19 protein-coding genes are annotated in these 24846 nt (G+C 61.9%); 12 read left to right on the forward strand and 7 right to left on the reverse strand.

Features of this window, described 5'->3' with window-relative positions; genetic code table 11:
• Window positions 1-66: 66 nt before the first annotated feature.
• The 4 genes from mnmG to QN224_RS18400 are packed head-to-tail and all read left to right on the forward strand — an operon-like array spanning window position 67 to window position 4322.
• Window positions 67-1950 carry a tRNA uridine-5-carboxymethylaminomethyl(34) synthesis enzyme MnmG gene (gene mnmG / locus QN224_RS18385; protein ID WP_283977859.1) on the forward strand — a complete coding sequence of 628 codons (1884 nt, stop codon included), beginning with the start codon at window positions 67-69 and terminating at the stop codon, window positions 1948-1950.
• On the forward strand, window positions 1947-2588 hold the full coding sequence (gene rsmG, locus QN224_RS18390) for a 16S rRNA (guanine(527)-N(7))-methyltransferase RsmG (RefSeq protein WP_283977860.1): 642 nt from the start codon (window positions 1947-1949) through the stop codon (window positions 2586-2588). Before mnmG ends, rsmG begins: the two co-directional genes overlap by 4 nt.
• Before the next feature lie 15 nt (window positions 2589-2603).
• Window positions 2604-3398 (forward strand): ParA family protein, encoded by a 795-nt coding sequence (locus QN224_RS18395; RefSeq protein WP_173508620.1) that lies wholly within the window; start codon window positions 2604-2606, stop codon window positions 3396-3398.
• Window positions 3399-3431: 33 nt separating this feature from the next.
• Window positions 3432-4322: a ParB/RepB/Spo0J family partition protein gene (locus QN224_RS18400; RefSeq protein ID WP_173508621.1), complete on the forward strand. Its 891-nt coding sequence runs from the start codon at window positions 3432-3434 to the stop codon at window positions 4320-4322.
• A gap of 290 nt (window positions 4323-4612) precedes the next feature.
• Here the strand turns inward: QN224_RS18400 and holA are convergent, their stop codons facing one another.
• The 3 genes from holA to leuS are packed head-to-tail and all read right to left on the reverse strand — an operon-like array spanning window position 4613 to window position 8820.
• Entirely contained in the window at window positions 4613-5647 is a 1035-nt protein-coding gene (gene holA / locus QN224_RS18405) for a DNA polymerase III subunit delta (protein ID WP_283977861.1), read from the reverse strand.
• A 10-nt stretch (window positions 5648-5657) separates the two neighbouring features.
• On the reverse strand, window positions 5658-6203 hold the full coding sequence (locus QN224_RS18410; protein WP_283977862.1) for an LPS assembly lipoprotein LptE: 546 nt from the start codon (window positions 6201-6203) through the stop codon (window positions 5658-5660).
• Window positions 6190-8820, reverse strand: coding sequence for a leucine--tRNA ligase (gene leuS, locus QN224_RS18415; protein ID WP_283977863.1), 2631 nt, complete (start codon window positions 8818-8820; stop codon window positions 6190-6192). Before leuS ends, QN224_RS18410 begins: the two co-directional genes overlap by 14 nt.
• Window positions 8821-9148: 328 nt before the next feature.
• Between leuS and QN224_RS18420 the strand changes: the two genes are divergently transcribed.
• Together QN224_RS18420 and QN224_RS18425 are read left to right on the forward strand one after the other, a co-directional pair.
• Window positions 9149-9808 carry a YggS family pyridoxal phosphate-dependent enzyme gene (locus QN224_RS18420; protein WP_283977864.1) on the forward strand — a complete coding sequence of 220 codons (660 nt, stop codon included), beginning with the start codon at window positions 9149-9151 and terminating at the stop codon, window positions 9806-9808.
• Window positions 9809-9976: 168 nt separating this feature from the next.
• Window positions 9977-11884 carry a propionyl-CoA synthetase gene (locus tag QN224_RS18425; RefSeq protein ID WP_283977865.1) on the forward strand — a complete coding sequence of 636 codons (1908 nt, stop codon included), beginning with the start codon at window positions 9977-9979 and terminating at the stop codon, window positions 11882-11884.
• 37 nt (window positions 11885-11921) lie between these two features.
• Here QN224_RS18425 and QN224_RS18430 read toward each other — a convergent pair whose 3' ends face one another.
• Window positions 11922-12797 (reverse strand): LysR substrate-binding domain-containing protein, encoded by an 876-nt coding sequence (locus QN224_RS18430; protein WP_283977866.1) that lies wholly within the window; start codon window positions 12795-12797, stop codon window positions 11922-11924.
• Window positions 12798-12935: 138 nt separating this feature from the next.
• Between QN224_RS18430 and QN224_RS18435 the strand changes: the two genes are divergently transcribed.
• A complete protein-coding gene (locus QN224_RS18435) occupies window positions 12936-13322 on the forward strand; it encodes an ectoine synthase (protein WP_283977867.1) in 387 nt (128 codons plus the stop codon).
• A 165-nt stretch (window positions 13323-13487) separates the two neighbouring features.
• On the opposite strand, the gene QN224_RS18440 is transcribed toward QN224_RS18435, so the two are convergent.
• Window positions 13488-14186 (reverse strand): DUF1013 domain-containing protein, encoded by a 699-nt coding sequence (locus QN224_RS18440; protein WP_173508628.1) that lies wholly within the window; start codon window positions 14184-14186, stop codon window positions 13488-13490.
• 227 nt (window positions 14187-14413) lie between these two features.
• On the opposite strand from QN224_RS18440, the gene acs reads away from it, so the two are divergent.
• Window positions 14414-16363, forward strand: a complete 1950-nt coding sequence (acs, locus tag QN224_RS18445) for an acetate--CoA ligase (protein WP_283977868.1) — start codon at window positions 14414-14416, stop codon at window positions 16361-16363.
• Window positions 16364-16560: 197 nt separating this feature from the next.
• Here the strand turns inward: acs and QN224_RS18450 are convergent, their stop codons facing one another.
• Window positions 16561-16761 carry a DUF1674 domain-containing protein gene (locus QN224_RS18450; protein WP_269280146.1) on the reverse strand — a complete coding sequence of 67 codons (201 nt, stop codon included), beginning with the start codon at window positions 16759-16761 and terminating at the stop codon, window positions 16561-16563.
• Window positions 16762-16947: 186 nt separating this feature from the next.
• On the opposite strand from QN224_RS18450, the gene htpX reads away from it, so the two are divergent.
• The 4 genes from htpX to purH all read left to right on the forward strand — a co-directional run bounded on the left by htpX (window position 16948) and on the right by purH (window position 23325).
• A complete protein-coding gene (gene htpX / locus QN224_RS18455; RefSeq protein ID WP_173508631.1) occupies window positions 16948-17907 on the forward strand; it encodes a zinc metalloprotease HtpX in 960 nt (319 codons plus the stop codon).
• A gap of 222 nt (window positions 17908-18129) precedes the next feature.
• On the forward strand, window positions 18130-19548 hold the full coding sequence (locus tag QN224_RS18460; RefSeq protein WP_283977869.1) for an RsmB/NOP family class I SAM-dependent RNA methyltransferase: 1419 nt from the start codon (window positions 18130-18132) through the stop codon (window positions 19546-19548).
• A 227-nt stretch (window positions 19549-19775) separates the two neighbouring features.
• A complete protein-coding gene (locus tag QN224_RS18465) occupies window positions 19776-21461 on the forward strand; it encodes a heparinase II/III family protein (RefSeq protein WP_283977870.1) in 1686 nt (561 codons plus the stop codon).
• A gap of 253 nt (window positions 21462-21714) precedes the next feature.
• Complete coding sequence (gene purH / locus QN224_RS18470; protein WP_283977871.1) at window positions 21715-23325, forward strand: bifunctional phosphoribosylaminoimidazolecarboxamide formyltransferase/IMP cyclohydrolase; 1611 nt, start codon at window positions 21715-21717, stop codon at window positions 23323-23325.
• A gap of 97 nt (window positions 23326-23422) precedes the next feature.
• Here purH and QN224_RS18475 read toward each other — a convergent pair whose 3' ends face one another.
• Window positions 23423-24754, reverse strand: coding sequence for an MFS transporter (locus QN224_RS18475; RefSeq protein ID WP_283978046.1), 1332 nt, complete (start codon window positions 24752-24754; stop codon window positions 23423-23425).
• Window positions 24755-24846: the final 92 nt, after the last annotated feature.

Here is a 24846-nt window from a genome sequence, read left to right on the forward strand (position 1 = left end):
TTCACGTGAAACCGCTTGACTCGACCAGTGAAATTCAGAATCAGGCTTTATAGCTGGAGATTGGGAATGACGAGTTATGATGTCATCGTGATTGGCGGCGGACATGCCGGCTGCGAGGCCGCCTCTGCATCCGCGCGACTCGGCGCCAGCACGGCCCTCATCACGCATAGGCGCGATACGATCGGCGTCATGTCTTGCAATCCGGCCATCGGCGGCTTGGGCAAGGGGCATCTGGTCAGGGAGATTGACGCTCTCGACGGGCTGATGGGACGCGTCGCCGACGCTGCGGGCATACAGTTCCGGCTGCTTAACCGCCGCAAGGGACCTGCGGTACGGGGCCCGAGGACGCAGGCGGATCGAAGGCTCTATCGTGAGGCGATGCAGCGCGCGATCGGCACTGTCCAGAATCTGTCGGTCATCGAGGGCGACGCGTTCGACCTGCTGACCGAGAATGGAGCCGTTTGCGGCGTCGTCATGAAGGACGGCCGAACCTTTCGCGCGGCGGCCGTCGTGTTGACCACGGGCACTTTCCTCAAGGGTTTGATCCATATCGGCGATCGAAAGATTCCGGCGGGGCGTGTCGGAGAAGAACCGTCGCTTGGTCTTTCCGAGACGTTGGCTCGTTTCGGGCTCAACCTCGGAAGGCTGAAGACCGGGACGCCGGCTCGCCTCGACGGCCGCACGATTGACTGGGACCGGGTCGGTCGCCAGGGGCCGGACGAGGATCCGGTGCCATTCTCGTTCCTGACAGATGAGATCGCCAACCGGCAGATCGATTGCGGCGTGACACGCACAACAGAAACCACGCACAGGCTCATCGCCGACAATATCCATAGATCTGCGATGTATTCGGGCCAGATCGAGGGTGTCGGTCCGCGCTATTGCCCATCGATCGAGGACAAGATCGTTCGCTTCGGCGAGCGGGATGGCCATCAGATCTTTCTGGAGCCAGAGGGACTCGATGACGATACGGTCTATCCCAACGGAATTTCGACCTCGCTGCCCGAGGATGTTCAGGGTGCCTTTATCCGGACGATCCCGGGACTGGAGAACGTGACAATCCTGCAGCCTGGGTATGCGATCGAGTACGATCACGTCGACCCGCGGGAGCTGCAACTGTCCCTGGCGGTCCGAAAGGCGCCCGGTCTGTTCCTTGCAGGTCAGATTAACGGAACGACCGGGTACGAAGAAGCGGGCGCTCAAGGGCTGGTCGCCGGATTGAATGCCGCCCTCGCCGCAATGGGACGCCCGCCATTTCAGTTCAGCCGCACAGACTCCTATATCGGCGTGATGATCGATGATCTCACATCGCGCGGTATCGCCGAACCCTACCGGATGTTCACGTCGCGCGCCGAGTACCGGCTCTCGCTCCGGGCTGACAATGCCGACATGCGGCTGACCCCGGTGGGCGTGGGTCTCGGGCTCGTCGGTGAGGCGCGTCAGCAGCGTTTCGTCGAGTGGAAAGGTGCCTATGAAAACGGGCGCACACTCCTGCAGTCCCTCTCTGTGACGCCGTCGGAAGGCAAGCGATTTGGCTTGAAACTGAACCAGGATGGTCAGCGGCGATCGGCATTTGAAATCCTGTCCTACCCCGAGCAATCGATAGGCGGGTTAAAACCCCTCTGGCCGGAACTCGACGCGATTGACCGGCGCGTGGTCGAAGCGCTGGAGATCGACGCTGCCTATGCTGTCTATATGGAGAGGCAGGCTGCGGACATCGCCGGCATTCGCCGGGAAGAAAGCACCAGCATTCCGGAGGACTTCGACTACAGTCTGCTGCCCGGATTGTCGAACGAGCTGAAGCAGAAGCTGACGCAAAAACAGCCCCGCAACCTGGCGCAGGCCATGAAGATCGACGGTATGACGCCGGCCGCCGTGTCGCTGATTCTCACCTGGTTGAAGCGGCAGGATCGAGAGGTGCGGCGTGTGGAGAGGCAGAGCGTACAATGAAAACGAGTCTGGCCGAAAGCTTGATCGGATTGCGTGTTTCACGTGAAACGGTCGAGAAGCTGGAACACCTTGGCGCCTTGTTTCAGAAGTGGGCGAAGTCCATCAATCTCGTCGCGCCATCGACGCTCGAGGATCTGTGGCGGCGCCACATCGTTGACAGCCTGCAGATTTTCCAATTGTCCCCCGCGCCGAAGACCTGGGTCGACCTTGGCAGCGGCGGCGGTTTTCCGGGTGTGATAACAGCAATCTGTCTGTCGGAACTCGGCGACGGCTGGGTTCATCTGGTCGAAAGCAACAACAAGAAATGCGCATTTTTGCGTGTGGCTCTGAATGAAACCGGCGCGCGCGGCTCCGTGCATCCGATTCGAATCGAGAATGCGAGTGCAATTATACCCCGTTGCGATGCTATTTCGGCGCGCGCACTCGCGGATTTGAGCCAATTGTTGGATTATTGTGCACCCTGGATGCTCGGTGAAGGTGACAATGCAGTGGCATTCTTCCATAAAGGGCGGGATTACCAGGAGGAAATCGACAAAGCCGTTAGCCGCTTTCAATTCGATCTGGTAAAACATGCGAGTGTCGTCGAGCCAGATTCGGTCGTGCTCGAGATTGCAAATCTTTCACGTCGGACGAAGTGATAGGCGAGCGAAAACATGTTTGGCCCTAGAAATCGGATTATCACAATTGCCAACCAGAAAGGCGGCGTCGGAAAAACGACGACCGCCATTAATCTTGCGACCGCTCTGGCCGCAATTGGCGAGAAAGTCCTGATTGTCGATCTCGATCCGCAGGGGAATGCCAGCACCGGTCTCGGGATTCAGCGCCGCGACCGTCACCTGTCGTCCTATGAATTGATGATGGGAACGCATTCGGTCGGCGACATCGCCCAAAACACGGCGGTGCCGAACCTTTCGATCGTGCCTTCGACCATGGATCTACTTGGTCTGGAGATGGAGATCGCACGGGAGCCCGACCGTGTCTTTCGGCTTCGCAGGGCACTGGCGGCGAGCGAGGCCCTCGCCTATTCCTACGTCCTGGTCGATTGCCCTCCATCGTTCAATCTGTTGACGATGAATGCGATGGCCGCAGCGCATTCCGTGCTTGTCCCGCTGCAGTGCGAGTTTTTTGCGCTGGAAGGGCTGAGTCAATTGCTGGAAACCGTCGATCAGGTGCGCCGGACGGTGAATCCGAGCCTGGATATCCAAGGCATCGTGTTGACGATGTTCGATTCCCGCAACAATCTCGCTCAGCAGGTCGTGAGCGATGTTCGCACCCATCTTGGTGACAAGGTCTATCACACCTTGATTCCGCGAAACGTCCGGGTTTCAGAGGCGCCTTCTTATGGCAAACCGGCCATTCTTTATGATCTGAAGTGCGCCGGAAGCCAGGCATATCTGCAATTGGCGTCCGAAGTGATCCAGCGCGAGCGGCAACGCAAGGCAGCGTAATCGTTTCGGTATCGTAATAAGATTGGATGAGAGATGAACGACGACAGCTCCAAAAGGCGTCTGGGCCGCGGTCTTGCGGCATTGATCGGCGAGATGGATCAGCCGTTGCAAAGTGGCGCTGCGCCGCAGGCGCCCTTCAATCCCGACCGTCGCGTGCCGATCGAATTTGTGTCGCGCAATCCCCGCAACCCGCGTCGCCAGTTTGACGAGGCGGAACTACAGGATCTAGCGAGCTCGATCCGACAGCACGGCATCGTGCAGCCAGTCGTCGTCCGCACCGTCGGTCATGAGCGCTACGAGATCATTGCCGGCGAACGCCGTTGGCGGGCGGCCCAGCTTGCGGGCTTCACCGAGATCCCGGTGATCGTGCGGGATGTGGACGATCGCACGGCGCTGGAAATTGCGATCGTCGAGAACGTCCAGCGATCCGACCTCAATCCGCTCGAAGAAGCTTTGGGCTACGAGCAATTGATCGCCGAACATGGATATACGCAAAACGATCTCGGTGACATCATCGGCAAGAGCCGCAGTCACGTCGCCAATAGCCTCCGCTTGCTGAAGCTGCCGGAGCCCGTGCGTGACATGCTCTCCGACGGCAGCCTATCGGCCGGCCATGCGCGCGCGCTGATTCCGACCTCGGACCCGGTGGCCCTGGCGCGCAACATCGTTGCGAAGGGGTTGTCCGTGCGCGAGGCGGAGCGCCTGGCGCAGAACGATATCCGGGCGCAGAACGATCCGAATTTCGCCAAAGCACCGCGCCGCGAGGAGAAAGATGCCGACACGCTGGCGCTGGAGCGCACACTGTCGGACAGCCTCGGGCTCGAAGTTACCGTCAGCCACAAGGCTTCCGGCGGGCACCTGCGGATCGCCTACAAGACGCTCGACCAGCTCGAAGAGATTTGCCGGCTGCTGGAGCGCCGCTGAGCGTGGCGCAGCTCTCCCCGCGCTGCCATCCCCGGGCTTACCCGAGGATCCCGACACTGCCCCCAGGGGATCGGGCCGGCCGCGAACAGCATCCATGACGCCTGTCGATTCAGCTTCTGGCGGCGTGCGAAGGGGATTCTCGGGCCAAGCCTGAAGACGGCAGCGCGGTAGGTCCGTCCAAGATCGTCGGCGTTGCATCCAGTTCGACCAGCGGAACACGCGGCAACTGCGTTGCACATCTCTGTTCGATGGGACAGCCCCGCTGAGCCGGCGCCGCCCGCGCACTGCAGTCAGCGCTTCGCCGATTGCACGGTTATCGCCAGAAGGTTCTGCAGAACGAGACTGTCCTCCAGGCTCTGTCGAGCGCGGCTTTGGTATATGGTGGCCTGCAGCCGGCTCATTTCACGCCGGATTGCCGGTCCAGTCCAGTGACGGAGCGCTGCTTCGACAATCGGCTTGCGGCGGAAATGCACGTTGCGCCCAAGGCTTGCGATCACCTGGCTCGATGATTGGCGGCTGGCATCCATCTCAGCCCGCATCGCGTCCAGCTGCTGGAACTGCCTCAAGCAGGCCTGGAGCACGAGGAAGGGCGGTGTCTTCGACGTCGTGATCTTCTTCATGGCATGGAGCAGCGCGTCGACGTCGCCCTTTAGAACGGCACCGACCGCATCATCGACCGAAATCGCGCTGGCATCGCCGACGATATCGAGCACATCGTCCTCGTCCACGATCTCCTTGCCGCGGCAGTAGAGCGCGAGTTTTCGAACTTCGTTGCGCGAGGCGAGGCGATCTCCGCCAAGCACTTCGAGCAGGCGCTCGCGCGCGGCAGGGCTGATTCGAAGTCCGGCCTCGGCGAGTTCATGGTCGATGAGCGCGTGCAGGCTACGGGCGTCGTCGCTATAGCAGGCGATGGACGCAATGGAACGGGCCGATTCGCCCGCCTTCCGAAGGGCAGCCCCCTTTTTCAGATCCCCAGCCTCGATGATCAGATAGCTGCCCGCGGGCGGATCAGTCGCAAGGATCTGCAGGGCTTCGGAAAGTGCCTTCTCGGCGGATGCGCCGCGGATCCAGACGAGTTTCTCGCCGCCGAAAAGGCCAATGGCGTTGACTTCATCGAGCAATCGTCCGGGATCCTGCTGCAGATCGCTGGCGTCGAGCTTGACGACGGCAAACGGGTCATCGAGTGGAATGCCGAATTTTGCGGCAAGCAGTCCGGCGCGTTCGGAAACGAGACCGCGATCCGGGCCGTAGAGCAGGAAAAGCCGGTAGCTTCCAGCCGCCCTCTGCAGGAAGCCGTCGAACTCGTGCGACTTTATCTCGCTCATCGGACCTGGATCAGCGCCCGAGGGCCGCTGCGATATCGGCGCCGATGATCTCCGCCAGTTCCTTCGCCGCGCGATTCTCGCCGTCGCGAACGGCGCGAACCTTGGCGAGTTCCTGTTGGGGGAAGTCGACCAACGCAACGGCCGTGCGGTTGCCCGCCCTCACGGTCTCACCGGTGGCGGTCTTCGTCAGGTTATAGTCCGCCTTCACGACAATGCGGCCGGCTCCCGCGTCGTCATCGTCGTTGTCATTATCCGTCGTGTCAAACAGCACGCCCATCGTCCGGTGCGAGACGTTGAGTGCGAGATGGTACTGCGGGTTGACCGGCTCGCCAGCGCCGCGCGAGGCGAGGAAGACGAGGGCGTTGCGCACCTCCTGCTCGACGCGGTCGTCAGCCTCCGAGATCTCGATCGAGGCGAGTGCCGCCGATGTCGAACCGGTGGGGCCGTCGGAATAAAGCGGCCGGACCTGGCAGCCGGCAAGAGCCGTCAGAAGCATGGCACCGGCGAAGACGGAGAAGGACCGGCGGCGGGAACCGGCTCTATCAGACAACGACATTGACGATCCTTTGCGGCACGACGATGATCTTTTTCGGGTTGCTGCCGTTGAGCGCCGCCTTGACGGCGTCGAGAGCAAGCACGGCGCTTTCGATCGCACTCTGATCTGCGTCGCGCGCGATTGTCAAATCGGCGCGTTTCTTGCCGTTTATCTGGACCGGCAGGGTGATTTCGTTTTCCACGACCAATGCCGGCTCGAAGCTCGGCCAAGCGCGCTCGGCGATCAAGCCATCGCCACCGATTTCACGCCAGCACTCTTCCGCAAGGTGCGGCATCATCGGCGCGATCAGATTGATCAGGATCGCAACGGCATCCTTGACTGCCGCGGTGACCGCCTGGTCCGCCTTGCCGTTGGCCACCTGGGTCAGTGGAGCGGCCAAAACATTGACCAGTTCGTAGATCCGCGCGACGGCCTTGTTGAAGGCGAGTTTGTCGTAGTCCGCTTCGACCGCGCGCAGCGTTCGGTGCGCAGCCTGGGAGATAGCAAGCCCCTCGCCTTCCTTTGCCGGCGAAGCTTCGCTGTCGCGCAGGTTTTCCGCCGCCTCGGCGATCAGGCGCCAGACGCGCTGAACGAAACGATGAGCGCCTTCGACGCCCGCCTCCGACCAGATCACGTCACGATCCGGCGGCGAATCGGAGAGAACGAAGAAGCGTGCGGTGTCGGCGCCGTAGGAGGCGATGATATCGTCCGGATCGACGACGTTCTTCTTCGACTTCGACATCTTCTCGATCGAGCCGATGGCGATTTCCTCGCCGGTTTCGATCAGAAGCGCGCGCCGCTCACCGTCGATTTCCTCGACGCGGACCTCGGCCGGCGTGATCCACTCGCGCTGAGCACCCTCGCCGCGGCTATAGGTCTCGTGCACCACCATGCCTTGGGTGAAGAGGCCCTTGAACGGTTCCTCCAGCGCCACGTGCCCCGTTGCCTTCATGGCGCGGGTGAAGAAGCGCGAATAGAGCAGGTGCAGGATCGCATGCTCGATACCGCCGATATACTGGTCGACCGGAAGCCAGCGGTTGGCGACCTTCGGATCCGTCGGATCGTTCTCCCAGGGCGCTGTAAAGCGCGTGAAGTACCAGGAGGAATCGACGAAGGTGTCCATCGTGTCGGTTTCACGCCGGGCGTCCTTGCCGCATTGCGGGCAGGCGACATGCCGCCAGGTAGAATGGCGGTCGAGCGGGTTGCCGGGTTTGTCGAAGGTGACGTCCGGCGGCAGCGTGACCGGCAGATCCGCCTTCGGCACCGGCACCACGCCGCAGTCGTCGCAATGGATCACCGGGATCGGGCAGCCCCAATAGCGCTGCCGGGAAATACCCCAGTCGCGCAGACGGAAATTGACCTTGCGTTCGGCGCGGGGAGTGCCGTTCAGCGTCTCCTTCTCGAGCTTCGAGGCAACCGCCTCGAAGGCTTCGTCCGTCGAAAGGCCGTCGAGGAAGCGCGAATTGATCATCACGCCGTCGCCGACATAGGCTTCGTTCTCGATCTTGAAGGTTGCGGCATCGGCATCCCTCGGCATCACCACGGGCACGACCGGCAGCCCGTATTTGCGGGCAAAATCCAGGTCGCGCTGGTCGCCGGAGGGGCAGCCGAAGATGGCGCCGGTACCGTAGTCCATCAGCACGAAATTGGCGACATAGACCGGCAGCTCCCAGCTCGGATCGAGCGGATGCTTGGCGCGAATGCCTGTGTCGATGCCCTTCTTCTCTGCCGTTTCGAGGGCGGCGAGCGACGTGCCCGCGCGCCGGCATTCTTCGCAGAAGGCATCGATCTCTGCATTGCTGGCCGCGGCTTCCCTGGCGAGCGGATGGTCCGCCGAAATTGCCAGGAACGAGGCGCCGAAAAGCGTGTCTGGACGCGTCGTATAGACGGTCAGTTCCGTCGCGCTCGCGGGAACAGTTGCTGGATCGAGCTCCCACCGCACTAGCAGGCCTTCAGAGCGGCCGATCCAGTTCTTCTGCATCAGCCGGACCTTTTCCGGCCACTGGTCGAGCGTATCCAGTGCGTCGAGCAGTTCCTGGCTGAAATCGGTGATGCGGAAGAACCATTGCGTCAGTTCGCGCTGCTCCACCAACGCGCCGGAACGCCAGCCGCGTCCGTCGATGACCTGCTCATTGGCGAGCACCGTATTGTCGACCGGGTCCCAGTTGACCTTCGACTGCTTGCGGTAGACGAGGCCCTTCTCGAGGAAATCGAGGAAGAGGTGTTGCTGGCGCTGGTAATAGGCCGGGTCGCAGGTGGCGAATTCACGATTCCAGTCGAGCGAGAGGCCCATCACCTTCAATTGCGCCTTCATCGAGGCGATGTTCTGATAGGTCCAGCTTGCTGGATGCACGCCGCGTTCCATAGCGGCGTTTTCCGCCGGCATGCCGAAGGCGTCCCACCCCATCGGATGAAGCACGTTGAAGCCGCGGGCGCGCTTGTACCGGGCAACGACGTCGCCCATGGTGTAGTTGCGCACGTGCCCCATGTGGATGCGGCCCGAGGGATAGGGGAACATCTCGAGCACGTAGTATTTTTCGCGCGGGTCTTCGTTGCTGGTCTCGAAGACCTTGCCTGCTTCCCATTCCTGCTGCCAGCGCGGTTCGGCATCACGCGGATTGTATCGTTCGGTCGCCATGTCTTTTCGATGTTCCGGAGATTCTGGGGGGCGCCCAAAGCACCCTCATGATAGCTGGCGTGACCTTCACCACGAAACCGCCTGAGCGTCAAGTTTTGAAGGATTTGGTGGCGCACTTTGGCGTATTTCCGCAGGCGATCCGGCCGCTACAGCGCCGCCCGTCTTATCAGACGCGCAAAGGGACGCTGTAGCACTTTCAGTTGCTGCATGTTTTTGTCCTTAATCGAGTACGGTTCGAGGAAACATGCAGTAGGCCTTGGCAAGTATCGCAAGTTTCAATAAGCCGCAGGAAAGGTTCGTCGTGGTCTTCGGGCGTGGGAGCACAAGGATGGAAGTGCAGGAACGGTTGAACGAAGTCGTGAGCCGGATTCGCATCAGCGAAAAAGCGGCACACCGGCCCGAGCAGGCCGTCGCGCTGGTCGCCGTGTCGAAGACCTTCGATGCCGACGCGATACGCCCCGTCATCGCCGCCGGCCAGCGCGTCTTCGGCGAAAATCGCGTCCAGGAGGCGCAAGGCAAATGGCCGGCGCTCCGCCTCGAGACGCCCGATATCGAACTGCATCTGATCGGTCCGCTGCAATCGAACAAGGCCGCGGACGCCGTCGCTCTCTTCGATGTAATCGAGACGATCGACCGCGAGAAGATTGCCCGGGCCGTTTCCGCCGAGATGAAGCGGCAGGGTCGCAACCTTCGGCTCTACGTCCAGGTCAACACCGGTCTCGAACCGCAAAAGGCAGGCATCGCGCCGGAAGAAGCTGTTGCCTTCGTTAATCTGTGTCGCGGGGACCTGGCGATGAACATCGAGGGGCTGATGTGCATTCCTCCGGTCGACGAGAATCCCGGTCCGCATTTCGCCCTGCTTGCGAAACTCGCGGCGACGTGCGGCCTCGACAAGCTCTCGATGGGCATGTCCGGCGATTTTGAAACGGCGATCGCTTTCGGCGCCACCAGTGTGCGGGTAGGTTCGGCGATTTTCGGTTCGCGCTGAGCGACATTTGCAGCGGGATGCGAGCGAAAAACCGCCCGTAGTCTTCTTTCTTCATCCCATTTCCGGCCATTACGCTTTCGTCGGGGTTCAGCCTTTGCCTTCATTCGCCTATCTTCGATCGTGAGGAGCCGGACTTCAAATCCGGGAGGTATGTGGAGGAGAACGGATATGGCGAGCCGCTATTCCGAAGTGTATGCCGCGTGGAAGTCGGATCCGCATGGATTTTGGGCTGATGCGGCCGGAGCGATCGACTGGTTTCAGCCGCCCGAGCGCATTTTCGAGTCCGAGCGCGGAACCTATGGTCACTGGTTTCCCGACGGCGTGACGAACACCTGCTATAATTGTCTCGATCGCCATGTGGAAGCGGGTCGCGGGGCGCAGCCCGCCTTCATCTACGACAGCCCCGTCACGGGCCGGATCGAAAAGATCTCCTATGCCGAACTGTTGGCCGACGTGACGGCCATGGCTTCGGTCTACCGTAATCTGGGGGTCGGCAAGGGCGACAGGATCATCATCTATATGCCGATGATCCCGCAGGCGGCGGTGGCAATGCTCGCCGCCGCGCGGATCGGCGCGGTGCATTCGGTCGTCTTCGGCGGTTTTGCCGCCAACGAGCTTGCGGTGCGCATCGACGATTGCCAGGCGAAGCTCGTCGTCTCGGCAAGTTGCGGCATTGAGCCTGGACGCACGGTTGCCTACAAGCCGCTTCTCGATGCGGCAATCGAGATTGCCGCAAACAAGCCGGCCCATTGCCTGATCTTTCAGCGTGACATGCTGACCGCCGGCATGGTTGCCGGACGCGACATCGATTTCGCCGAGGCGCTCGCTGTGGCCAACGAAGCCGGCGAAACGGAGCCATGCGCCCCGGTCGCATCGACCGATCCGCTTTACGTTCTCTATACGTCCGGGACCACGGGGCAGCCGAAAGGCGTCGTGCGCGACAATGGCGGCCACATGGTTGCGCTGAAATGGTCGATGGAGAATTTTTTCGGCGTTCGGCCCGGTGAAGTCTTCTGGGCGGCTTCCGACATCGGCTGGGTGGTCGGACACTCCTATATAGTCTACGGGCCACTCCTCAACGGCAACACCTCTATTCTTTTCGAGGGCAAGCCGGTCGGCACGCCGGATCCCGGAACCTATTGGCGCATCATCGCCGAGCATGGCGTCGCGGTCATGTTCACCGCGCCGACGGCATTACGCGCAATCCGCAAGGAGGATCCCGAGGCCGCCCACGTGGCCCGCTACGACCTTTCGCGCTTCCGCGCGCTTTACCTTGCCGGCGAGCGAGCGGACCCGGACACGATCCATTGGGCCGAGCGGGCGCTAGGCGTTCCGGTCATCGACCACTGGTGGCAAACGGAAACGGGATGGCCGGTCGCCGGCAATCCGCTAGGCCTTGGGCTGCTGCCTGTGAAATACGGCTCTCCGGCCGTTCCCCTGCCCGGTTATGACGTGCAGGTCCTCGACGATGCGGGGCATCCGGTGGGGGCGGGCACTCTGGGCAACGTGGTGGTCAAGCTGCCGCTTCCGCCCGGCTGCCTGCCGACGCTCTGGAACGCCGACGATCGGTTCCATGCGGCCTACCTCAACGAATATCCCGGCTACTACAAGACTGCGGACGCCGGCTATGTCGACGAGGACGGCTACATCTTCATCATGGCCCGCACCGACGATATCATCAACGTCGCTGGCCACCGTCTTTCGACCGGCGCGATGGAAGAGGTCTGTGCCAGCCATCCGGACGTGGCGGAATGCGCAGTGATCGGCATTGCCGATCCGCTGAAGGGGCAGATCCCGGCCGGTTTCCTGGTGATCAATTCCAATGTTTCCCGTGAAACGTCGGAAATCGAAAAGGAAGTCATTGGTCTCGTGCGCGAGCGTATCGGGCCGGTCGCCGCCTTCAGGACGGCGATCTGTGTCAAGCGATTGCCGAAGACGCGATCCGGCAAGATCCTCAGGGCAACGATCCAGAAGATCGCCGACCGCCAGCCGTGGAAGATGCCGGCGACGATCGATGACCCGGCGATCCTCGACGAGATCACGGCCGCGCTTCATGCCAAGGGCATTGGCCTTTGAGCCGCGCTGCAGCGCGCTCTGTGCGTCTGCGAGTGAGTCAGCCCGCCACCGGGTTGACCACCGCCTTGAACCACGTGCAGAAGGCGGAAACCGCCTTTTGCCGCGAGAGCTTGCTGATGAGAAAATAGCTCTCGTCCTCCAGGACGGCGATGTCGGAGAGCACGATCAGGTCGCCGTTTTCGATTTCCCGCCGGCATACTTCGACCGGACAGAGCGCCACGCCGTGACCGGCGATGGCGGCTGTTGCCAGCAGATTGAAGTCCTGGAAGACCGGTCCGCTAAGCGGCCCGCGGGGAGTTAGGCCCGCCTTGGTAAGCCAATGCTGCCAATGTCTCGTCGTCTCGTCATGGAGCAGGTCCGCCGCGGCGATCTCATCGGGCGTGCCGATGCTGCCCCTGCGCTCGAGGTAGCGCGGGCTGGCGACCGGTCTATTGACGCGCGAAAAGAGCCGCTCGCAGCCGATACCGTCCGAGGTGTCGGCGCCGAGCGTGATCAGCACATCGCAACCCGTCTCGCGCAGGCGCTGTGCCGCCATGGCGTAAACGACCTTCACCGTGATGTCGGCGTTGGCGGTGAGGAACTCGCCGAGCGCCGGGATCAGCCAGCGTGTTGCGATCGAGGGAATGCACGCGACGGTGATCTCCGATTTCGTTCTCTGTTTCAACGCCTCGGCTTCGGCCGAAACGCGCTCGAAACTGACTGACAGTATTTCGGCCAGCCTTTCGGCATCCGGCGCCAGACGGACACCGCGTTTTTCCCGCAGGAACAGCGGTCGCCCGAACCATTCCTCCAAAAGCCGGATCTGGTGGCTGACAGCGGCATGCGTCACATGCAGCTCGTCGGCTGCGCGCGAAAAGCTCGCCAGGCGCGCTGCCGCCTCGAAAACCCTGAGCGCTCCAAGCGGTGGCATCATATGTAAATTCTCCTCAACGATCCGGTGAGGAATCGTCATTTGTGCAGAGTACGAATTCGGCAAATAAGGAGGTCATCGCGATCCGATCTGAATTCGTATCGCCGGTTTTGTCAAATTTTCTAACAGTAGGAGAGCCGCATGTTCGTGCGCAGCCTGAAAGATGTCGAAGCGACAGACTATTTCGTCGAATGGGGAAGCGGTACGAGCCATCGGCTGCTGACGGAAAAGGACGGCATGGGATTCACCGTCTGTCACACGGTGGTGCGCGCCAATACGGTTTCGCTGCTCGAATACCGCAACCATCTCGAAGCCTGCTATTGCATTGCCGGGAAAGGCGAGGTCGAGGACATGCAGGGTAATGTCTTCCCGATCCGCGAAGGAGACATCTATGTGCTCGACCAGCACGACAAGCACTACTTGCGCGGTGGCCGCGACGAGGACCTGATCCTCGTCAGCATCTTCAATCCGCCGCTCAAGGGAACCGAGCGCCACAATCTCAACAATCCGTCGGGCTCGGCCTACTGAGAGGCGCAACAAAAAACCCGGATCGCGAGATCCGGGTTTTGCGTACGTCCTACCGCATGTTTCCTTAAATCGTATCCAATTTAAGGGCAAAAACATGCAGCAAATCAAAGCGCTACAGGGTCTTTCGCGCGTCTAAGACGCGCGGCGCTGTACCTCGACAAACGATCAATAGTCGTCGTCTTCGTCGTCCTTGCGATCCGACTTCAGCGACTTCAGCTTGGCGAAGACGGCATCGGCGTCGATTTCCTTTTCTTCCTCGCGCTCGAAGTTGTAGCCGAGCTTCTCGGTCTCCTGCGCTGCCTCAAGCGTGGCGCCTGCCTCGGCTGCGGTCGGCAGCGGACGGCCCTTGGCGGCGCGTTCGACTTCCAGATCGAGGTCGATCTGCGAGCAAAGGCCGAGCGTCACCGGATCCATCGGTGTCAGGTTGGCCGAGTTCCAATGGGTGCGTTCGCGAATCTGCTCGATCGTCGTCTTCGTCGTGCCGACCAGCCGCGAAATCTGCGCGTCCTTCAGCTCGGGATGGTTGCGTACCAGCCAGAGGATGGCGTTCGGACGGTCCTGGCGCTTGGAGACCGGCGTGTAGCGCGGGCCCTTCCGCTTGGAGTCCGGAACGCGAACCTTGGGTTCGGAGAGCTTGAGCTTGTGGTTCGAGTTGGCTTCGCCGCGCGCGATCTCGTCGCGAGAAAGCTGGCCGGTGGCGATCGGATCGAGGCCCTTGATGCCCTGCGCCGATTCACCGTCGGCGATTGCCTTCACTTCGAGCGGGTGCAGCTTGCAGAACTGCGCGATCTGGTCGAATGACAGCGCTGTGTTGTCAACGAGCCAGACGGCAGTTGCCTTGGGCATAAGCAGTTGCTGAGCCATGGATATAGTCCTTTCGTCCGTCCGCGCCGGTGTCGCGGGCCGTGGAGTCTACCACTGATTTCCGGGAATTGAGCGCCTCTATATCGTCCTTGTCTCGAAATTGCAATTCTTTCAGGATCGAATGTCCTTTTGTCTAATTGCGGGCGGGCTTTGACCTGCTATGAATCGTGACCGAACGGGCGGCTGGGAGTGTCGCCGCGGGCTAGGAATGCGCAGGGAGGAAACACATGTCCGTAAAGACCTATCCGGTTCTGAAATCCGCCAAGAGCCGGACGCTACTCGACAACGCTACCTATCTGAAGTGGTACGAGGAGAGTGTTGCCGATCCGGACAAGTTCTGGGGCAAGCACGGCAAGCGGATTGACTGGTTCAAACCCTATACCAAGGTCAAGAACACGTCCTTCAAGGGCAAGGTGTCGATCAAGTGGTACGAGGACGGCATTACCAACGTCTCCTACAACTGTATCGACCGCCATCTTAAGACCCATGGCGAGAAGACCGCGATCATCTGGGAGGGGGACAACCCCTACATCGACAAGAAGATCACCTATAACCAGCTCTACGATCAGGTCTGCCGTCTCGCCAACGTGCTCAAGAAACACGGCGTCAAGAAGGGCGATCGCGTCACCATCTATATGCCGATGATTCCGGAGGCGGCCTATGCGATGCTCGCCTGCGCCCGTATCGGCGCCATCCATTCGGTCGTCTTCGGCGGCTTCTCGCCGGACGCGCTCGCCGGCCGTATCGTCGACTGCGAATCGACCTTCGTCATCACCTGTGACGAAGGCGTGCGTGGCGGCAAACCGGTGCCGCTCAAGGAAAACACCGACACGGCGATCCACATCGCCGCCAAGCAGCACGTCAATGTCAGCAAGGTTCTGGTCGTGCGCCGCACTGGCGGCAAGGTCGGCTGGGCACCGGGGCGCGACCTTTGGTACCACCAGGAAATCGCGACCGTGAAGCCGGACTGCCCGCCGGTGAAGATGAAAGCCGAGGATCCGCTGTTCATCCTCTACACATCGGGGTCGACCGGCAAACCCAAGGGCGTGCTGCACACGACCGGCGGATACCTCGTCTACGCGTCGATGACGCACGAATATGTCTTCGACTACCGGGACGGCGATATCTACTGGTGCACGGCGGACGTGGGCTGGGTGACCGGCCACTCCTACATCGTCTACGGCCCGCTCGCCAACGCGGCGACGACGCTGATGTTCGAGGGCGTGCCGAATTTCCCGGATGCCGGACGCTTCTGGGAGGTTGTCGACAAGCACAAGGTCAACGTCTTCTACACTGCCCCGACAGCGATCCGTTCTCTGATGGGCGCCGGCGACGAGTTCGTGACGCGGTCCTCGCGTTCGTCCCTGCGCCTGCTCGGAACGGTCGGCGAACCGATCAATCCGGAAGCCTGGGAATGGTACTACCACATCGTCGGGGAGCAGCGCTCGCCGATCGTCGACACATGGTGGCAGACGGAAACGGGCGGCATCCTGATCACGCCGCTACCGGGGGCGACCGATCTCAAGCCCGGCTCGGCGACGCGGCCCTTCTTCGGCGTCCAGCCGCAACTTGTCGACAATGAGGGCAACGTGCTCGACGGGCCGGCAGACGGCAATCTCTGCATTGCCGATAGCTGGCCGGGACAGATGCGGACCGTCTATGGCGACCATGCCCGCTTCATCCAGACCTATTTCTCCACCTACAAGGGCAAATATTTCACCGGCGACGGCTGCCGCCGGGACGAGGACGGCTATTATTGGATCACCGGCCGCGTCGACGACGTGCTCAATGTTTCCGGCCACCGGCTCGGCACGGCGGAGGTCGAATCGGCGCTCGTCTCGCACCATCTTGTCTCGGAGGCTGCGGTGGTCGGCTATCCGCACCCGATCAAGGGACAGGGCATTTACTGCTATGTCTCGTTGATGGCCGGCGAGACCGGCAATGACGATCTTCGCCAGGCCCTCGTCAAGCATGTCCGCTCGGAGATCGGACCGATCGCCACGCCGGACAAAATCCAGTTCGCTCCCGGCCTGCCGAAGACGCGTTCCGGCAAGATCATGCGGCGTATTCTCCGCAAGATCGCGGAGGACGACTACGGCTCCTTGGGCGACACCTCGACGCTTGCCGATCCGGCGGTGGTCGACGATCTGATTGCCAATCGCCAGAACCGCGCCTGATGGTATCTGCTAGGCTCCGTATCGGTGGGTACGGGGCCTACAGCGCCGCGCGTCCAATCAGACGCGCAATGATGCTGTAGAACTTTGCGCTTCTGCAGTCCTTAAATCGATTCCAATTTAAGGAATCCGTGCAGGAGCCGTCTTTGTTCGATTCGCTGGCGGAACGATGATTAACCCTATGACGGCGCCTGATCTCGTCAGAAATCGATTGCCCGCCCTTTGATCTCCCAGTCGCCAAAACGTGCGGGATCGAGGCCTCCGCGGCCGCCGACTTCGGTCGGCATGACTTGCGGTTCCGCCGCCCGCCTTCTCTCTTCCGCCTCCTTCAGCGCGCGCAGAGCGGCTGCCGGCAGCGGGCGTTTGGGGCGATCGGGCGCATTGTCGTTGTCGTTCTGCATCTGGCGGTCCGGCTTTCCGTAACGATATTGAAGAGCGGAGGATTTATCCCCATCATATAAGCGCTTCCGTGCGAACGGAAACCCTGATTCACGTGAAACGTTCGGGCGAGTTGAACGGAACGAAAGCGGCTGCAAACGCTTTTCCACCCAATCGCCGAACGATACGGATATGGCTGGAGCTCATCCATGAATCTTATGCGCACCGCAATGCTGCTTGCCGTCATGACCGTGCTCTTCATGGCCGTCGGCTACGCCATCGGCGGCAGGGGTGGGATGATGATCGCCCTCGTCATAGCCGCCGGTATGAACTTTTTCTCCTACTGGAATTCCGATCGCATGGTGCTCGCGATGTACCGAGCCCAGGAAGTGGATGAACGCACCGCGCCCGAATATTACGGGATCGTCCGGGATCTGGCGCAGAATGCTGGTCTGCCGATGCCGCGCGTGTATGTCATCGACAGCCCGCAGCCGAACGCCTTTGCGACCGGCCGCAATCCCGAGAATGCCGCGGTTGCGGCCTCCACCGGGCTGTTGCACTCGCTCTCCTATGAGGAAGTCGCCGGCGTCATGGCGCACGAGCTTGCGCATATCCAATATCGCGACACCCTGACGATGACGCTGACAGCGACGCTGGCGGGTGCCATTTCGATGCTTGGCAACTTCGCTTTCTTTTTCGGCGGAAACCGCGAGAACAACAATCCGCTCGGCTTCATTGGCGTGCTCGTCGCCATGATCGTCGCGCCGCTCGCGGCGATGCTGGTACAGATGGCGATCAGCCGCACGCGCGAATATTCCGCCGACCGGCGCGGCGCGGAAATCTGCGGCAATCCGCTCTGGCTTTCCTCGGCACTCCAGAAAATTGCCGGTGCCGCTCATGTGATCCACAATGATGACGCCGAGCGCAACCCGGCGACCGCGCATATGTTCATCATCAATCCGCTTTCCGGGGAACGGATGGACAATCTCTTCTCGACCCATCCGAGCACGGAAAATCGCGTTGCGGCGCTGGAGCAGATGGCGCGCGACATGTCGATGGGCTCGACGCCGCCGGTGCGTGCTGATAATTCGGTACGCAAATCGCGCTCTGTTCCGAAAACCGGCTGGGGTCGCGGTGGTTCCGAACCGCCCAAAGGTCCCTGGTCCTAGAGCCTTTCCTGGTTGAATGGAAACAGTTCTGTTGGCTCAAGCGGAGCGGAATGGCAAAACAGGCCGCCCGCTTCGGCCAACCCGAAGGGCCGGGCATCTTTCCGCCAGGATCAAAGGCATCGCCTCGGCCGTACGTCCGTGTACGACGCTCGGCAATCGCCTTTGATCCCGACGAAAACCTGCTCCGGCAGAATGTTTCCATTTAGCCAGGAAAGGCTCTAAATGCCTGAAGACAAGAAAAACGATTCACGCCCGAAACGAACCCGAACTCAGAACAGGTCGCCGAAGACAGCGCCGGGCACCGGTAGTGCCCTGATGGCGGAGAAGCCGGGTTTGAAGAGCCGTCAGGCGGCCGCCAAGATCCTGGCGGCCGTCGTCGACCGCAAGACCTCCCTTGACGGCATGCTCGACCAGGAGCACGGCAATCCGGTCTATCGCGAGCTCAACGACGCCGATCGCGCGCTGGTGCGCGCCATTCTCAATTCCGCGCTTCGGCACCTGCCGCGCATTCGGGCCGCAATCGATTCTCTGTTGCAGACGCCGCTGCCGGAGGGGGCCCGCGCGCTCGATCATGTGCTGACCGTTGCCGCGGCGCAAATTCTCTACCTTGACATCCCGGATCATTCCGCCGTCGACCTTGCTGTCGAGCAGGCACAAGCCGATCCGCGCAATCGCCGCTTCGCGAGTCTCGTCAACGCGGTTCTTCGCCGGCTTTCGCGCGAGAAGGACGCCATTCTCGACAAGGTGAAGACGATTCCGGCGATGCCGGGCTGGTTCTACGACAGGCTCGTGGCCAGCTACGGCCGGGAAGAGGCCGAACGTATGTCCGCGTCGCAAGAGGTTCCGGCCGCGATCGATCTGTCGGTGAAATCCGACCCGGCCGCTTGGGCCGAGCGCCTTGGCGGCATGGTTCTGCCGACCGGCTCCGTTCGGCTCGGTACGTTCTCCGGCACCATTCCCGCACTCCCGGGATTCTCGGAGGGCGAGTGGTGGGTCCAGGACGCGGCTGCCTCCATCCCGGCACGACTTTTCGGAGATGTCGCGGGCAAGCGCGTCGTCGATCTCTGCGCCGCACCCGGCGGCAAGACGGCACAGCTCATTCTCGCCGGGGCGAAGGTGACGGCACTCGATCAGTCCTCCAGCCGCTTGCGACGGTTGAAGGCCAACCTCGCGCGGCTCGGCCTGGAGGCCCGGACGAAGGAAGTCAACATGGCGGACTTCCAACCCGACGAACTGTTTGACGCCGCGCTTCTGGACGCCCCCTGCTCCTCCACCGGAACGACGCGCCGCCATCCGGACGTGCTCTGGACGAAGGGGCCAGAGGATATCGAGAAGCTTGCAGGGCTGCAGGAGCGTTTGCTGCGCCACGCGCTGAGCGTTGTAAAGCCCGGTGGACTGGTGGTCTTTTCCAATTGCTCACTCGATCCGCGCGAAGGCGAGGAAGTTGTCGCGCGCGTCGTCGGCGATGGCGAGGACTGCGAGCGCGTACCGATCACTGCGGCTGATTGGCCGGGTCTCGGCGACGCGATCACGGATCGCGGCGAGTTTCGCACGACGCCCGCCATGCTTCCGCTTGCGCCGCCCTTCTCCAGCGGGCTCGATGGTTTTTATGCCGCGGTGCTCCGCCGCAAGCGCGCCTGAATGGCCGGCCGCTATTGGCGCAAGCGCCCCCGTCAACAGCCTGTTTTGCCGCGTCAATTGACGCTATCGGCCCGTCAGCCTATCAATGTCGACAGGATTGATAAAAGTTTAATGATCTTTCCGGCACCATTCCGCGCTGGAAAGGGATTCTGGCGCAATCCGGGCATGATTCAGCCTCAGGCGCTTTGAAGGGTCCGTTGCAGGAATAAGGAAACCGACGGGCGCTGATGTTGTTTTCCGGTAAGCAAAGGCTTCTTTACCTGTACCTGCGGGAAGGTTGGCGCCGATTTTCGCGCCGCATCTCGCTCGGCCGCGTGACGGCGATGCGCTTTGCCGGTTCAACTCCCGACCGGTTGATCGTTGCACCAACAGACCTGAGGGCGATCGATCCTTTCGTCGCTGAAGAGATCCTGCAGGGCCGCTTTCCGCTCGCGGGCCGTGTGCTCGACACCGAAGGCGAATCTCCCTTCGAGATCGATTTGCCGTCGCACGAGTTTGCTGTCCGGCTCCACTCCTTCGGCTGGCTGCGGCATCTGCGCGCGATCCGCGACGATGCCGGCTTCGTCAGGCTCCGGCAGATCGTCGACGACTGGATCGGCAGCCACGGCCGCAACATCGGCGGCATTTCCTGGGAAGCCGACGTGATCGCCCAACGCATCATCGCCTGGCTGTCGCACTCGCCGGTGGTGCTGCGGAACGCCGAACACGGGTTCTACCGTCGCTTCCTGAAAAGCCTGGCGTTCCAGGTTCGCTACCTTCGGCACATTGCGGACACGGTCTGCGACGGCGAGGCACGCCTGCGCGTGCGTATGGCGCTGGCCATGGCATCCGTCTCGATGCCCGCCTCGGCTTCCGCCATCCGCAAGGCCGCCCGCAATCTCGATCAGGAACTCGATCGTCAGATCCTGCCGGACGGCGGGCATTCCTCTCGCAGCCCCCGGGCGGGGCTCGAGCTGCTGCTCGATCTGCTGCCGCTCCGGCAGACCTATGTCAATCTCGGCCACGACGTGCCGTCGCGGCTCATCCCCTGTATCGACCGGATGTATCCGGCACTGCGCTTCTTCCGTCACCAGGGCGGCGAGCTCGCGCTTTTCAATGGCGCGACCTCAGTTCTGGCGCACGAACTCGCCTCTGTGCTGCGATATGACGAAACGGCCGGCGAACCCTTCCGGTCCTTGCCCCACGTCCACTATGAGCGGCTGTCGCTCGGCGAAACCGTCGTCATCATGGATACGGGTCGGCCGCTTTCGATCGACCTTTCGCGCAGCGCCCATGCCGGCTGCCTCTCCTTCGAGATGTCATCGGGCAGAAACCGCTTCGTCATCAACTCCGGCGCGCCAAAGTTCGCCGGCGAACGATTTCGTCAGATGGCACGGGCGACGGCCGCTCATTCCACGGTAACGGTCAATGACACGTCCTCTTGCCGCTTTTCCCAATCGCGCTTCCTCGGACCAATCATGACGTCCGGCCTGTCGAAGGTGCTCGTCGAGCGAAAGGACGAGGCGGGCCGCATCGAGTCCGTCAGGGCCAGTCATGATGGCTATCTCGTATCCTTCGGCCTTCTCCATGAACGCGATATCAGCATCTTGAACGGCGGCCGGCTGGTCAGTGGCCGCGATCGGCTTTTGCGGGAAGACGGCGGCGATCCGGACGCGGCCAATGTCGCCACCGCCGTCGCCCGCTTTCACATCCACCCGGCGATCGCGATGCGACGGGCAAGCGACAGCGAGATCTACCTGGTCGCGCCCGATGGCGAAGCCTGGCTCTTCGCTTGCAGGGATGGGGAACTGGCGATCGAGGAGGATATCTTCTTTGCCGATCCCTCGGGCGTGCGGGCCTCGTCGCAGATAACCGTCACTTTCGCTGTGGCGGCACAGCCGGAAATCCAGTGGACGCTCACCCGCGAGAGCTAGAACATCGCCCGAGATCACGATGATTTTGGTCGAACCGACCCAAATCATAAATCGTGATCGGTTCTAAAGAATCAGGGCGGGATGCGGGCGGAAAACCGAACACACTTTTCCTCATCCCGCTCTGGCACCTATTTTCCGCTCCTCCCCGCGCTGAAGGTTCCTTCCCGTGGCAAGCTATGCTAACGGGCAGCGATCCCAACCGCCGGCACCTTCTTCTCCCCGAGCGTCCGGCGCCGCCAAAGGAGCATGGTTGATGGCTGTCGCCTCCAAGAAAATCCCCGCCCCGGACGAAGTCCGGATCCGCACCGCCCTCCTCTCGGTTTCCGACAAGACCGGCATTGTCGAGCTCGCGCGTGCTCTTCATGAAAAGGGCGTGCGCCTCGTCTCGACCGGAGGCACGCACAAGGCGCTGTCGGACGCCGGGCTTCCGGTCAGTGACGTTTCGGAGTTGACTGGCTTTCCGGAGGTCATGGATGGCCGCGTCAAGACGCTTCACCCGGGTGTTCACGGCGGCCTGCTTGCCATTCGCGACGATGCCGAGCACGTGGCGGCCATGGACAAGCACAGCATCACGGCCATCGATCTTGCCGTCATCAATCTCTATCCGTTCGAGGAAGTCCGCGCCAAGGGCGGCGACTATCCGACGACGGTCGAGAACATCGACATCGGCGGTCCGGCGATGATCCGGGCTTCGGCGAAGAACCATGCCTATGTCACCATCGTTACCGATCCCGCCGACTATGCGCCCCTTCTCGAAGAAATCGCCGGCGGCACGACGCGCTATGCCTTCCGCCAGAAAATGGCGGCAAAAGCCTATGCCCGGACCGCGGCCTATGACGCGGCAATTTCGAATTGGCTGGCGGACGTTCTCGATACGCCGATGCCGCGCCATCGCGTGATCGGAGGCGTGCTCAAGGAAGAGATGCGCTACGGCGAAAACCCGCACCAGAAGGCAGGCTTCTACGTTACCGGCGAAAACCGGCCAGGGGTCGCGACCGCCACGCTGCTGCAGGGCAAGCAGCTCTCCTACAACAATATCAACGATACCGACGCCGCCTTCGAGCTCGTGGCCGAGTTCCTGCCGGAGAAGGCACCGGCTTGCGCGATCATCAAGCACGCCAACCCTTGCGGCGTCGCGACGGCGCCGTCGCTTGCGGAAGCTTATCGCCGGGCGCTCGCCTGCGATTCCACCTCAGCCTTCGGCGGTATTATCGCGCTCAATCAGGAGCTCGACGCCGAGACCGCGGACGAGATCGTCAAGCTTTTCACCGAAGTCATCATCGCGCCGTCGGTCAGCGACGAGGCAAAGGCGATCATCGCGCGCAAGCCGAACCTTCGGCTGCTTGCGACCGGCGGTCTGCCGAATCCGCGTGTGCCTGGCCTTTCCGCAAAGACGGTCGCCGGCGGCCTGCTCGTCCAGACGCGCGACAACGGCATGGTCGAGGATCTCGAACTCAAGGTCGTGACCCGGCGCGCACCGACCGCGCAGGAACTCGACGATATGAAATTCGCCTTCAAGGTGGCGAAGCATGTGAAGTCAAACGCGATCGTCTATGCGAAGGACGGCCAGACGGCCGGCATCGGTGCCGGCCAGATGAGCCGCGTCGATTCCGCCCGCATCGCCGCCATCAAGGCGGAGGAAGCTGCCAAGGCGCTCGGCCTCGCCGAACCGCTGACCCGCGGCTCGGCTGTCGCATCGGAAGCCTTCCTGCCCTTCGCCGACGGACTGCTGTCGGCGATCGCCGCCGGCGCCACTGCCGTCATCCAGCCGGGCGGTTCGATGCGCGACGAAGAGGTGATCGCGGCGGCAAACGAGCACAACGTTGCCATGGTCTTCACCGGCATGCGCCATTTCCGGCACTGAGGGCAGTGACAGCCTGTTTGAGAACCCGCCGCGAAACCCTCTCGGCGGGTTTTTCATGCCGAAATTCAAAGTTCTACAGCGACCTTTGCGCGTCTGGTTAGACGCGCGGCGCTGTATGCGCCGGATAGGGTGTGCGCAGAAGAATGATGAGACCCACGGCAAGGAAAGCGACGAGCGCCAACATGCCGATGCGCGCTGAATCGGCCATCACCGTGATCGTCGCGACCGACGCCGGCGCAAGGAACGAGGTCGCCCGTCCGGAAAGCGCATAGAGGCCGAAATAGCGGCCAGCTTCCTCGACTGCGACGCTTCGGGCGAGGTAGGAACGAGACGAGGCTTGAACTGGCCCGAAAGCGATGCCGACCAGGAGGCCGTAGAGGATGTAGGCCTTTTCCGCAGCCGTACCGAAGAGGCCACCGGTATCGTCGGTCGGAAGCGTCAGCAACCCGAACAGCGTGAAGCCGGGGCCGGTCGAGACTATGCCGAGTGTTGCTAGGGTGAGACAGACGAGGCTGACGACCACGATCGTCTTCGAGCCGAGCCGCGCATCGAGCCAGCTCGCACAGAGGCAGCCGCCGATCGCGACGATGTTGAGGATGATGCCGTAGATCCCGAGTTCCATTGTCTGCCAGGCGAACATCCCGGCTGCAAAGGTGCCGCCGAGTGCCAAAAGGCCGTTCACCCCGTCCTGAAAGATCATCCGGGCGACCAGAAAGCGCAAGATCCCGGGCCTTTCCTTCAATTCGCCGAGCGTGCCTTTCAGGTCCGAGAGGCCCGTGGCGGCGGCCCTCCCCAACGGCATCGCTGCCTTCGTCGCGTCCGGCGTGAAGAAGAACATCGGCAAAATGAAGAGCAGGTACCACACGGCCGATATCGGCCCTGTAATGCGGGCGTCCTCGCCTTTTGCCGGATCAAGCGCGAAGAGCGGTTCCGCGCCGAATGCCGTCTTTCCCGTTGCCGGATTTCCGGCGAGGAAGCCCACAACGGCAATCAACACGATCATGCCGCCGAGATAGCCGAGTCCCCAGGCAATGTTCGAGATACGGCCAACCTCTTTCTCGCTCACCAGCCGCGTCATCATCGAATCATTGAAGACGATCGAAAATTCGGCGGCGACAGTCGCCAGGGCAAGAAAGATCGCCGGATAGAGGATGGGCGAGTCCGGCGCGGCGAACCACAGCATAACGAGCGAGACGATCTTGATGACGGCGAAAAAGCCGATCCAGGGCTTGCGCGGTCCGGTCGCGTCCGCGATCGCGCCGAGCACCGGCGAAAGAACCGCGATGATGATGCCCGAGACAGTGAGCGTATAGCCCCAGACCGCCTGCCCCTGCACAGGGTCCGCCGTGAGCCGGGAAACGAAATAAGGCGCGAAGATGAAGGTGGTGATGACGGTGAAAAAAGGCTGTGCGGCCCAGTCGAAAAGCATCCAGCCGGCGATGCCGAGGCGCGGCGTCCTGGGCTGCTCTCTCGATTCGGCCGTAACGTCCAATTTCCCCTCCGGAATTCATCGCCCTCGCC

Origin of the sequence: Sinorhizobium sp. 7-81, from assembly GCF_030124405.1 — a bacterium.
Taxonomy (GTDB): Bacteria; Pseudomonadota; Alphaproteobacteria; order Rhizobiales; family Rhizobiaceae; genus Sinorhizobium; species Sinorhizobium psoraleae.